The organism is Acinetobacter sp. ACNIH3 (assembly GCF_002918965.1).
GTDB classification, from domain to species: domain Bacteria; phylum Pseudomonadota; class Gammaproteobacteria; order Pseudomonadales; family Moraxellaceae; genus Acinetobacter; species Acinetobacter schindleri.
In genome coordinates this window covers 1-11,988 of the sequence record NZ_PQLP01000007.1, presented here as the reverse complement: position 1 = coordinate 11,988, position 11,988 = coordinate 1, and the positions used below count along the sequence as shown (strand labels likewise).

Annotated in this window: 14 protein-coding genes and 1 pseudogene; 2 read left to right on the top strand and 13 right to left on the bottom strand. The window is 42.0% G+C overall.

What is annotated here, in order from left to right; genetic code table 11:
* Nucleotides 1-51: 51 nt before the first annotated feature.
* Nucleotides 52-2,490, top strand: coding sequence for a CSLREA domain-containing protein (locus C3420_RS05090; RefSeq protein ID WP_076753881.1), 2,439 nt, complete (start codon nt 52-54; stop codon nt 2,488-2,490).
* 90 nt (nt 2,491-2,580) lie between these two features.
* On the opposite strand, the gene C3420_RS05085 is transcribed toward C3420_RS05090, so the two are convergent.
* From C3420_RS05085 to C3420_RS05065, 5 genes are all read right to left on the bottom strand, one after another.
* A complete protein-coding gene (locus C3420_RS05085) occupies nt 2,581-2,979 on the bottom strand; it encodes a DUF3106 domain-containing protein (protein ID WP_004815093.1) in 399 nt (132 codons plus the stop codon).
* The gene (locus C3420_RS05080; RefSeq protein ID WP_004815094.1) at nt 2,969-3,286 is read right to left on the bottom strand and encodes a hypothetical protein; all 318 of its coding nucleotides are present in this window, start codon (nt 3,284-3,286) and stop codon (nt 2,969-2,971) included. Before C3420_RS05080 ends, C3420_RS05085 begins: the two co-directional genes overlap by 11 nt.
* The gene (locus C3420_RS05075; protein WP_004815096.1) at nt 3,283-3,897 is read right to left on the bottom strand and encodes an RNA polymerase sigma factor; all 615 of its coding nucleotides are present in this window, start codon (nt 3,895-3,897) and stop codon (nt 3,283-3,285) included. Before C3420_RS05075 ends, C3420_RS05080 begins: the two co-directional genes overlap by 4 nt.
* A 168-nt stretch (nt 3,898-4,065) precedes the next feature.
* The gene (locus C3420_RS05070; protein WP_008302432.1) at nt 4,066-4,842 is read right to left on the bottom strand and encodes a TrmH family RNA methyltransferase; all 777 of its coding nucleotides are present in this window, start codon (nt 4,840-4,842) and stop codon (nt 4,066-4,068) included.
* 51 nt (nt 4,843-4,893) lie between these two features.
* On the bottom strand, nt 4,894-5,868 hold the full coding sequence (locus C3420_RS05065; protein ID WP_004815100.1) for a class 1 fructose-bisphosphatase: 975 nt from the start codon (nt 5,866-5,868) through the stop codon (nt 4,894-4,896).
* Between the two features lie 181 nt (nt 5,869-6,049).
* Between C3420_RS05065 and C3420_RS05060 the strand changes: the two genes are divergently transcribed.
* A complete protein-coding gene (locus C3420_RS05060; protein ID WP_004815102.1) occupies nt 6,050-6,235 on the top strand; it encodes an NF038105 family protein in 186 nt (61 codons plus the stop codon).
* 78 nt (nt 6,236-6,313) lie between these two features.
* On the opposite strand, the gene pal is transcribed toward C3420_RS05060, so the two are convergent.
* From pal to C3420_RS05020, 8 genes and pseudogenes are all read right to left on the bottom strand, one after another.
* Entirely contained in the window at nt 6,314-6,886 is a 573-nt protein-coding gene (gene pal / locus C3420_RS05055; RefSeq protein WP_004815103.1) for a peptidoglycan-associated lipoprotein Pal, read from the bottom strand.
* A gap of 40 nt (nt 6,887-6,926) precedes the next feature.
* Nucleotides 6,927-8,210 carry a Tol-Pal system beta propeller repeat protein TolB gene (gene tolB / locus C3420_RS05050; RefSeq protein WP_008302437.1) on the bottom strand — a complete coding sequence of 428 codons (1,284 nt, stop codon included), beginning with the start codon at nt 8,208-8,210 and terminating at the stop codon, nt 6,927-6,929.
* A 204-nt stretch (nt 8,211-8,414) separates the two neighbouring features.
* Nucleotides 8,415-9,665, bottom strand: coding sequence for a cell envelope integrity protein TolA (gene tolA, locus C3420_RS05045; RefSeq protein ID WP_076753879.1), 1,251 nt, complete (start codon nt 9,663-9,665; stop codon nt 8,415-8,417).
* A gap of 3 nt (nt 9,666-9,668) precedes the next feature.
* On the bottom strand, nt 9,669-10,118 hold the full coding sequence (gene tolR, locus C3420_RS05040) for a protein TolR (RefSeq protein ID WP_004815110.1): 450 nt from the start codon (nt 10,116-10,118) through the stop codon (nt 9,669-9,671).
* A complete protein-coding gene (tolQ, locus tag C3420_RS05035; RefSeq protein ID WP_076753877.1) occupies nt 10,118-10,816 on the bottom strand; it encodes a protein TolQ in 699 nt (232 codons plus the stop codon). Before tolQ ends, tolR begins: the two co-directional genes overlap by 1 nt.
* Before the next feature lie 27 nt (nt 10,817-10,843).
* A complete protein-coding gene (gene ybgC / locus C3420_RS05030) occupies nt 10,844-11,251 on the bottom strand; it encodes a tol-pal system-associated acyl-CoA thioesterase (protein WP_004892182.1) in 408 nt (135 codons plus the stop codon).
* A 225-nt stretch (nt 11,252-11,476) separates the two neighbouring features.
* Nucleotides 11,477-11,743: a hypothetical protein gene (locus C3420_RS05025; RefSeq protein ID WP_228152936.1), complete on the bottom strand. Its 267-nt coding sequence runs from the start codon at nt 11,741-11,743 to the stop codon at nt 11,477-11,479.
* Between the two features lie 39 nt (nt 11,744-11,782).
* Nucleotides 11,783-11,988 (bottom strand): annotated as a pseudogene (locus tag C3420_RS05020) (IS5/IS1182 family transposase); the annotation flags it as partial.

The window sequence follows — 11,988 nt, the reverse complement described above, 5'->3', positions numbered from 1 at the left end:
TAATGATTGACCTAATCTATTAAAAATAAAAAAATAATTTGGAAATATGTGATGAAGAATTATAAAAAAGGAATTTTTACGGCTACCTTTTTGTCTACTATGTCTTTAATGGCAGCTGAAAGTAAGACCATTCAAGTTACTACCATGCTGGATACTGATGATAATAATTCCTGTTCCTTGCGACAGGCGATTAGAACAGCTTATGAAAATAAAAGTTATGGAAGCTGTAATGTAGGTAATAAGTTGCCAGGACAACGAGATTATATTCAACTAGAGAAAGGTGAATATATGTTGACACGAGGTGAACTGAAGTTAAATTCGCCCATTTCTATCTATGGTGCATTACCGTTTGATGAACAAGCTAAAGACCCATTAAAAGGTATTTTTCCAGCGCAATTAGATATACAGACCAGTATTAATGCTCAAGGACAATCACGTATTTTTAATACTGTAGATTCAGGGGCAAGACTGGAAATTAATAATATAGCCTTAAAGAATGGCTATGCGAAGGCAAGTACAACAGATTATGGTAATGGTGGTGCACTATTCATTGGTGGAATGCTAACGATGTACAATTCCGCAATTATGGATTCTAAAGCGGATCGTGAAGGTGGGGCAATTTATTTTGTTGGGAGTGATAGTGAAAGAACGGTATCTCTTATAAAAACCTTGATCACGCGTAACCACGCACCTCTAGGTAGTGTATGGGCTATGGATTGTGAGCGCAAAGGAATACCCACTACTTCACCAACCAGTATCAGTCATAGTAGTATTGTTGAGAATGGTAACTATCAAACGGGAATGAACTCCAGTTCAAGTATTATTGATTATTGCGGAGCTGGCAGTATAGATATTAATGCCTCTACCATCGCTAAAAATAAAGTCAATCAGCAAGACGGAAGCATTATTCAGTTTAATTCTCGTCCTGCAAAACCGCTAGATGGTAAATCATTATTAGGTTTAATTAGTAATACGATCGTAGAAAACGATGCTGCTAATACTGTCCTGTATGATAATAAGGGTATGAAAGCGTTCAATTCCAATATTGTGGCATTTAATACAGGTAAATCTTGTAGCTATGCTTTAAATGGAGGTAATACAGTAGACCAGACAATTACAATGATTATCGCTAATAATGCATTGGATGCTAGTTGTACAATTCCATCAAGTTATTTAACAGAGGCTACGAAAAACATTATTATCCCAGTAGGTACAAAACGTTCTGATCTGCTCTCAGATTATAAACCTGCTTCTCCATATAATATATATTTACCATTATATTATCCTTTAGATAAAAATAATAATGCAGATTTTGTCAATGCAGGGCATATGACCTGTAGTGAAAGTGATCAGCGTGAAATTTTCCGTGTTTCGAATGGAACATTATTGCTCAATCCAGAGAATGCCAATACCTGTGATATTGGTTCTGTTGAACTGATGCGCCTAACTGCAGCTGATATTCAATCTCTTAATAATACTGCTTATAGTGAAATGCTAGCTGTTTATGATAATCGAATCAATCAGTTAGAAGTTATGCTAAATGATCCAGAGAATGCGTCAAGAAAGTTACAAATTCAGGCTGAACTCAATGATTTTAATGCTCTGTCATCTAATACAAAAAAATATGCAAAATATCGAGCGATTTATATTGATCCATTTGAATTAGCATTGCCTAAGCAAATTGAAATCAATGGTGAATTACGCAACAAGCCTTTTGAGAGTACTCAATACATAGTCAGTGCGCAGGCCAAAGGTGTAGGAAGAATACCTGAGAATATCACTGATGGAACAAATTTATTTCCTTTTAACCCAGATGATCAACAGGTTTGTGAATGGGTACCGGAGCTAAAACGTATTATGTTCTACCGTAAGGATGGAGCTTTAACTCCAACGGGCTTAAATGAATTTTGTGTATATACCATCACAGAGGTGTTATCTAATAGTAATGGTGTAGTTCCAGAAAGTTCTTCAGGAATACTGACTGCCACTTTCAATAATATCGCGCCAGTAGCTAAAGATGATGTTTATACTCTTCGACCAGAAAATAATCTAAGAGTAGAAGTTAATCCATTAAGTAATGACTTTGATGATGATGGTCCAATAGATAACCTTGCTCCAGAGTTCAGAAAAACGCCAATCAATTTAAGTAACACAGCAACGCCAATTCGTTTTGACAAAATTGATAGTTCGGTACTTACTATGCGAGCTGAACGTGAAGGTTTATGTGTAGATGGAACATTAACAGATAAATGTTATGGGGGGAAAATTACATTTGAGGTTAAAAATAATCTGAGTCAATTTGATTATCCAATCACATATTATTTGTATGATGAAGAAGGGGCTAAATCTAAACCTGCTACAATTTATTTGAAAAATAGTGCAAAAAATACTAATAATGAGAGCAGCGGTGGTGGTGCCATTAATATCATTGCTTTATTCGGTCTGCTTGGCATTGCAGCTTATCGTTCACGTCGTTTATTCAAGAGTTAAAGCGTTATAGAAACAATAAAAAAGCCTCAATTGAGGCTTTTTTAATATCTTTTATTTTTAGCAATAATTTTAATAGTCGGGCTGGGAGAATTAGTTTTCAGCAACTATCAAATGTTTGTTGAAATATTCTTCACGAATCGCAGGGCGTTGTTCAGGCGTCGCTTTTTGCATACGTGAAGCTAACTCTTTGCGTTCATGAGAACTCATTTTTTGCCAGGTTTCGCGCATCTTTTGCTTTTCAGTTTCAGGCAGTTGGGTAAACCAGTCCATGCGCTGTTGTAAGCTTACGCTTTGCTCTGCAGGAAGTTCTTTTAATGTCTGATAACGCTTAATTAAAGCGACCTGTTCTGCATCTGAAAGACTATTCCAGGTTTCATTGACTTGTGTATCAGCATCTTTGGAAAAAATCCAAAAGCGCTCAAATCCGGCAAAGCTGGTTTGCAGAAAGCCGAATGCACAAAATGCGAGTGCGAGTTTTTTAGCTGCCATGTGGAACTTGGTCCTCACCTAAAACCATTAACATTTCCAAGTCTTCAACCATTTGGGGTGAAAGCTTAGGTACGGACACGACTTGGGTTTGAGGCTCCTCTTGATTAGCGACATTCGGTAAAACAACAATACCTGCAATGGCAGCTGCAAGTGCAAAACCTGACATTTTGAAGAATGCAAAACGAGAATGCTTGGTCTCCTGAATTTCTTCAAGAACACGGTTCATCACAACAGGTTTGTCCTTATGCTGTTGTGCCATACCATCAAGTTTGGAAGTTACTTTTTTTAAGAAATCATCTTGATTCATTCGGATGACCCTCCCAGAAATGGATTTAAATGTGCAAGTGAGGCACGCAGACCCTGGATTGCACGGTGATAGTGAGTTTTCACACTGCCTTCGCTGCAGTTCATAATTTGTGCGGTGGTATGCGTATCAAAACCTTCCCATGCACGAAGCATGAAAGCCTGTTGTTGACGAACAGGCAATTGGGCAATGGCTTGCTGGATTTCTTCAGCTGTAACGGCTTGATCCAGAAACTCTAATGGGGATGGCGTTGCTTCATCGACGACATCATTGAGTTCGGCATCATCGTCATCGAGCTGAACTTTTTTAAAAAATGAAAATGGCTGATTACGACGCATTTCTTTACGTCGCCAGTCCTGTAACTTATTATTTAAAATGGTGTAGAACAGGGGATACCATTCTTCAGTGGATCGATCTGCATAGGATTTATGCAGGGAAATAAACGCTTCCTGGACCAGATCCATGGCAATGCCATGCTGGCTTTGGGTTGCACTTTCCATCATCACCAATGCACGACCCGTTACGTCTTGCATAAAATTCTTCAGGCGTGACTCAGCTGTACTCTTTAAAGTACTGGCATCTTGCGACTGAAGCTGTTTTGGCGCTAAATCCATAGAGATGGAAAATCCTGTCATTGGATACCCACCATTATTTTCAAGTACATGTCTATATAACGTTGAAAATAATGGTTTGGTTGACATTACACTTGATTATTTTTTCTAGTGTAATCTATTTTTTATGCAGGTCGCTGAGAAATAAAATAAAGTAACTTAAATGTGTGATCAGATACGTTGACGGACCATTTCAAAGAAACAGATTGAACCTGCAATGGCAACATTCAGTGATTCCTGACCGCCTGGTTGAGGGATAGTAACTGCTTCGGCATGTTCCAGTGCATAGTCAGAAACGCCTTGACCTTCATTGCCCAGAATCCATACACAGGCCTTACGCAAATCTTTGCTATATAAACTGCTAGAACGGTGAGAGCTGGTCACATAAACGGGAATCTTAAAGTTGTTGAGCACTTCTTCTAAAGTGACATTTTCAAAACACTGTAAAGAAAAATGTGCACCCATTCCTGCACGTAATACCCGTGGAGACCAGAGCGATGCAGAACCTTTGGTACAAATGATCTGATCAATGCCAGCCGCAGCAGCTGAGCGGAGCAGGGTACCAACATTGCCCGGATCTTGAACATTTTCAAGAATTAGTGTGTCTGCGGTGTAATCCAATGCTTGGCTAGAGCTTGGAATATCCACGATCGCCATGCAGGCAATCGAAGTTCCTAATGTACTTAAGTCTTTATATAAAGATTCACCAATAACGAAAACGATACCGGTGTATTTCTGTAAAATGATCTCAAAGTCCGGATGTTGCAGGGCATGTTCGGTGGTGAAAATAGAATTGATTTTCTTGCTTTCATGAAGCCATGCAAGACAGAGGTGTGTGCCTTCAAGCACAGTTTGTCCTTGCTTTTTTCGATACGAATTCTGTTCAATCAAGCCACGCAAGTGCTTAATTTTAGGATTATCTTTAGATTCAAGGAAGATCGTTGGCATGGGAGAGAAGTCCACGGCAGTCAGTAGAACGCCAACTGCCGTTTTTAAATATTAGTTATGGTAGCTAGTGACAAGATCAACTTCATTTTTCGAACCGATGATCACTGGAACACGCTGATGTAAGTCAGTAGGCTGGATGTCAAGAATGCGAACACGACCAGTCGTAGATGCACCACCTGCCTGTTCCATCAACATACTCATTGGATTTGCCTCATACATCAGACGTAAACGGCCAGCTTTTTTCGGATCTTTCAGGTCATATGGATACATGAAGATACCGCTACGGCACAGGATACGGTGAATATCGCCTACCATACATGCAACCCAGCGCATGTTAAAGTCTTTTTCACGAGGACCAGTTTTGCCTGCAAGAAGTTCATCGATATAACGTTTTACAGGTTCTTCCCAATGACGTTGGTTTGATGCATTAATTGCATATTCTTTAGTATCTGCAGCAACCTGAATATTTTCAGAAGTCAGCAGGAATTCCTGGGTTTCTGGATCGAAAGTGAAAAAGATTGTACCTGCACCTACAGTCAGCGCCATCATGGTAGATGGACCGTACAATACATAACCTGCTGCAACTTGATTAACACCCGCTTGCATGAAGTCTTCTGCCTGAGTTAGGGCATTTTTAGCAGGTAAAATCGAGAAGATGGTGCCAACACACATATTGATATCAATATTGCTTGAACCATCAAGTGGATCGAACAATACCAGGAATTGACCATTTTCCTGTGCAGGAGTGAACTCATCCAGTTCTTCAGATGCCAGGCCACCTACATTTGGATGAACTTTTAATGCATCGATCAAATAGTCATTAGAGATGACATCCAGTTTTTTTTGTTCTTCGCCCTGAACGTTCTCATGCTGAGCACTGCCCAATACGCCAGCCAATGCACCTTTTTGCAGTGCTTGATCAATTGTCTTACATGTATTTGCAATTGTTTCAATCACTTGTGCAAGTTCAGGTGTGAGATTCCCAGTTTTTTGCTGTAAAAATTGGGAAAGGCTTAGGTAAGACATGTCAGAAAAACTCCGAATAAAAATTTATCAGAATGATAAAAATGTAATTGGGCTATATTTTAGATGAGAACGTGGTAAAAGAAAAATTAAACTGAGACTATTTGCTATGATTTTACACTTGCAAGTCCGCTAGAAAATGCTATGTTGATTAAAAGGAAAACATAGGTTCAGGAGCACAAATATGACAACATTAAAGTTTGATGCGACTCCTACGCCGAGCGAAGCCATTAATTTAGATGAAATTTCTGAAGATAAGATGAAGGAAGCCTGGAAGGCTTATGAGGCTAAGCCGGAGTATAAAGAGTTCAATAAACACGACATGATTGAGTCGATGCAGCATCCCGAGGACGAAGAAGCTCAGCACTAAAATATTTTTCGCATTCAAAAAAAGCACTCATCAATGAGTGCTTTTTTATTTGCAGAACTGAGAACAGTTCCGGCAATTTTATTTGAGTAGTGGTGGAACCGCTTCGTAGTTAATTTCTACACGACGGTTTTCTTTCCAGGCATTTTCGTCATGACCTGGATTCACTGGCATTTCTTTACCATAGCTCACCGCTTCAAGTTGACCTGCATTCACGCCAGTTGTTATCAAGAAGCTTTCTACCGCTTTGGCACGACGTTCACCAAGTGCCATGTTGTATTCACGTGTACCACGTTCATCGGTGTGACCTGTCAAAGCAACACGTGAATTGGCATTTGCCATCAGGAATTGGGCATGGGCTTGCAGGGTAAGAAGATCGTCATTTGACAGTTCGCTACTGTCATAGTCGAAGTGCACCACACGTTTTGCCAGATAAGCTTTATTTTCAGCAGTCACACCTTTAGAAGATGCACCAGCCATGCTTTGTGCATTTAGTGCAGCATCTTCGCTCAAACCTTGAGTGTCGACAGTTGTTGCTGAACCTGTGCCAAGTTCACCAGTTTGCGTTTGTGTTGCCGGTTTACGGCTGGCACAGCCAGTCATCACTAGTGCAGCAGCCAGTAATGGAAGTGCGAATAATTGTACTTTTTTCATCTTCATCTCCATGAAGTTTTGAGTATGTTGAAGTAATGGATTATTTAGGTGCCCAAGCTGGTTCACGAACTTCACCTTGTTCACTTGGCAGGTTCATACGGAAACGACCATCAAGTGACATAATCGATAGCAATCCACGTGAACCTTCACGTGTTGCATAGACTACCATCTGACCATTTGGTGAGAAGCTTGGTGATTCATCCAGACTGGTAGGCGTGAGGATATTATTCACACCTGAATTCAAGTCTTGAATGGCAACTTTGTAATTGCTGCCACTTGGACGGTGAACCAATGCCAGTTTTTTGCCATCTGCGCTTAAAGTACCGCGAGCATTGAAAGCACCACGGAAAGTAAGACGCTTGGTTGCACTGTTGGCAAAATCATAACGATAGATCTGTGGCGAACCGCCGCGGTCAGAGGTGAAAATAAAAGATTTGCCATCTGGTGCATAACGCGCCTCAGTATCAATCGCTGAGTCATTCGTCAGACGTTTTAACTGGCGAGTTTCCAGATTCATTTCATAGATTTCAGGATTGCCATGCATAGAAGCTGTAAATAGCATGCTCTTGCCATCTGGGGAAAAACTTGGCGCACCATTGAGACCACGGAAGCTGGCCAATTTTTCACGTTGACCAGTTGCCAGATTTTGTAGATAAATTGCCGGACGTTTGGTTTCAAATGAAACATAGGCAATCTTTTTCGCATCTGGTGTCCAGGCTGGGGACAGGATTGGATCACGTGAAGTCAGGATGGTTTTTGGTTGTTCACCATCGGTATCAGCAATCTGCAGGGTATAACGCTGATCAGGTGTCGCAGGATTGCGCAGTACATAGGCAATACGGCCGCTGAAATCGCCCGGAATACCGGTCAATGCTTGGAAAATGGCATCACTGATCATGTGAGCAGCTTGACGGGTACGTGTAGCCGGTACTGTTAACAGTTCATTCAATAGATACTGTTTTTTCTCAATATCATAGAGCTGATATTGAATTTCATAAGAACCATCAGCATTGGTTTTGGATGAGCCTGTTACCACATAAGGTACACCTGCAGCCGCCCAGGCATCCGCATTCGGATTATTCAGGGTTGCTGTTGCTGGCAGGTTTTTTGAAGCACTAGTAAACTTGCCAGAACGGTTCAGGTCATTTTCCACAATCGGGTAGATGCTCTGGTCCTGACTGAATGGCACGATCGCAATCTTTGGAGCTGCTTCAGGGGCCTTGGTAATTTCAAGATGCAGTTGCGCCTGTGATTGTGTTGCAGTCAGTGTACCCAGCGCAGCGAATATGGCAAGGCAGAGTAAGTGTTTGCGCGTTTTTTCCATCATTCGTTATTTACTCAAATCAACGGATTTATTGTGAATATGATTGCGTTACATCATCGCATGAATTTGGCTGAATGAAACCACTCAGCAATGATCAAACTGTTATAACACTGTGAAAAGTGAATATTATTTTGCCGCTTTTTGCTGAAGTTTAACTTAAAAAAATAAAAGCCATAACTGTTTTTCAGATTATGACTTAAATTTTTATTGTGCAGTGAAGGTGGAGGTGAAACTCCGGGCTTCACGCCGTGCATCTGGATCAGATGGCATCGGGTAAGGTGCAGCAGCACGAACTGCGGCTTCTACACTGGCTTTCATGTCCGGATCGCTAGCATTCACGATCACAGAAACCACAGAACCGCTGTCACTTAAGGTAACCCGGGCAGTCGCTTTCTGACCGGAAGAACCAGTAGGCGTATCCCAGGCACGCTTGATCTTATTTTCAAAGTCGCGTTTTGCTGTAGAGGCAATCCGTTTTACTTCAGCTTTTTTCTGGGCAGCTTCTTCAGCAGCCTGTTTAGCAGCAGAAGCTTTTGCTTCAGCTTCAGCCTGTGCTTTAGCTTCGGCATCCGCTTTAGCTTTCGCATCGGCAGCAGCTTTATTTTTGGCGGCGGCATCCGCTTTAGCTTTAGCATCTGCTTCTGCTTTGCGTTTGGCCTCAGCATCGGCTTTCACTTTTGCAGCGGTATTCGATTTTTCCTTGGCAGCGGCATCTGCTTTGGCTTTCGCGGCAGCATCAGCCTTACGTTTTGCTTCGGCATCAGCTTTCGCTTTTGCATCAGCTGCAGCTTTATTCTTTGCAGCAGCATCGGCTTTTGCCTTGGCAGCAGCTTCAGCCTTGGCTTTCGCTTGGGCATCTGCTTGCTGTTTAGCCGCTAAGTCAGCTCTCTTTTGTGCTTCAAGTCGCGACTTTTCTGCAGCTGCTGCTTTTTGCTGAGCTTGCTGTTCAGCACGGCGAGCGGCTTCTTGTTCAGCTTTCGATTTGTTTGCAGCTTCGGCTTTTGCTTTAGCAGCAGCTGCCTTGGCCTGTTCCGCAGCCTCAGCACGTTTTGCTGCTTCTGCTGCCTGCTGTTCAGCCTTACGTTGTGCTGCTTCTGCGGCTTTGGCTTCTTGTGCTGCTTTCTGAATGTCTACTTTTGGTGTTGGTGGCGTTGCAGGCGATATAACTGGCGGAGCAGCAGTTGGAGTGACTGGTGCTTCAGCTGTAGGCTCTGCAGTTTGCGTGATCTGTTCTGCCACATTTTCATGGGCAGTTTCATCAAACTCGGTTTCTTCACGTGTGACCGGTTTTAAGTCTTCAGGATTTACCAGTACAGTTTTAATCTGTTTTGGCGGTTCCGGCGGTTTGCTCATCCCCAGATAAAGTAATCCCACCAAAGCGACTGTATGGACTCCAATCGTGAATCCAATCGCAAGCACTTTCTGCTTAGAGGGTGGCTTTTTGAAATCTTTCATAAATTACTTTATAGGGGCGGTAAGCAAGCCGACTTGTGCGAGACCGGCATCCTGTAGGGCAGACATGAGTTTCATGACTTCGCCATAAGGACGAGTCTCACTCCCATTAATCAAAACGCTAAGCTGTTTGTTCGCAGTCTGTGCTTCATTTTGTGCATTGGTCAGGACTGTTTTTAATTCATCGAGCGTTAACACATCATTTGCGTGATTTTTATCTTCTAATTTAATCGTACCATCTGCTTCTAAAGTCACGATGGCAGGGCGGTCCTCAGCTTGAATTGGATTGCTATTGGCTTGTGGCAAATCAACCTTAATACCGGTAGTAATCATAGGTGCCGTCACCATAAAAATCACCAGAAGCACCAACATCACGTCAATATAAGGCACGACGTTCATGTCACTTTTCAGTGGTTTTTTAATACGCTCAAAGCGTCCTGAACGTTGAATAGCCATTAGTCATTGTCCTGAGGCTGGCCAAGTGACTGACGTTGTAACAGGGCCACCATTTCTTCTGCGAACAGGGCACGATCAGAATAAACTGCTTCACCTTTAGCTGTGTAATGGTTGAATGCCAATACTGCTGGAATGGCAGCAAATAAACCAATTGCGGTTGCAATTAAAGCTTCCGCAATGCCTGGCGCTACAGTTGCTAGCGTGACCTGATCCACATCTGCCAGACCAATGAAAGCATTCATGATGCCCCAGACTGTACCGAACAGACCGACATAAGGCGCAACTGAACCGATACTGGCCAAGGCACCTAAGCCATTTTCCAGGCTACCCTGATCACGGCTTAAACCCACGCGCAGAATACGTTCAGTGCCTTCAATCGACTGGGTGGTAGAGGCATTGCGTTTTTTCAGTTTAAGAAACTCGCCCAAGCCCTGATAGAAAATATCTTCCAGACCAGTACGTTTAGAGTTCAGCTGAGCATTGTTATAAAGCGTATTCAGTTCAGCACCAGACCAGAAGATCTTCTGAAAATGGTCATCTTCAGCCTGTGCTTTTTTGTAGCCCATGTAAAGCTTGGCAATCAGATACCAGCTATACAGAGATGCCAGTAAAAGAGACAGCATAACCAGTTGTACGACAGGGCTTGCTTGTAAAATAAGATCTGATACTTGTAGGGATGATGCTAACTCGGTTGCCATAGTGTTTACATGTGCCAATTCATTTTTTTAATCTTGTTCCAATTCTTTTCGAATCAGGTCGCGTATTTCATCAGGTAGGCGACGTGGACGCATATCAGCGCCGATACAGGCCAGCTCTACCTCACCCGATGCAAGCATGATTTCACCACGATAAATATTTTGTTGCAATACAAAAGATGAAGCTTTAAGTGAAACGACACTTGCAGTGACGGTAATTAAGTCATCCATCATAATAGGACGCGAATATTTCACGTTAATTTTATGTACAACAAAATTGTAATCTTTTTGATGCCAGTAGTGGCTGATGCCTGATGCACGCAGCCATTCGGTACGTGTACGTTCCATAAAGCGAATATGATTGGCGTGATAGACAATGCCACCCGCATCTGTGTCTTCAATATAAACGCGGATATTGAATTCAAATTTATTCGCCATAATGCTTTTCCATTGGTTTTACATGCAGATTAATGCTGCTTTCTGCACCTAATTTTGAGCTTAGAATTTGTCAAAATCAGGCTACAAGTCAAGTGATATCAGGCTGGGCAGTTTAGCATACTGACTTTTTTGACCAATGGCACAAGATTTCAAAGACGTGAAAAATTTTACCTGTAGAGGCGGTATTAGAGAGACTGCTAGCGATAAGAACTAATCAATTAATTTTTAAACAGTCCTGCATTGAACTGGATGATTATCACGGTCGCCTTTAAAGAAAATGGATTGCGTATCGCGGTTTATGGACAGTACATAACTTGGACTATTATGAGGGTGATCACGATCTACCCAGCGAATTTGAGGAAGTTGAAGCAGAGGTTGAGCGTTAACGTAAGTCACTGAAGCTTCACCATTCCAGCAGGCATTTTCGGCACAGATGGAGACATGTTTATGACGATTGACTGAGATTGTTAATTTATCTGGGCTTTGTTGCACAAAGATTTGAAATGCAAAGCGCCCCTAATTGAGCCAAATTTAAGGCGTAACTTGGGTAAGTGGGCGACCTAATTCCGTAAATCTGTTAAGGACTGCTACACGTGCATGGATCTCATTCACTTGGCTACCAAAACTCCTTGCGCTGAGTTTATCTCCTAATAATTTAATGCAGTGCATCTTAGTTTCAACCAAACTTCGCCGATGATAGCCTGACCATTTTTTCCATAGTGTCCTGCCTAAACGTT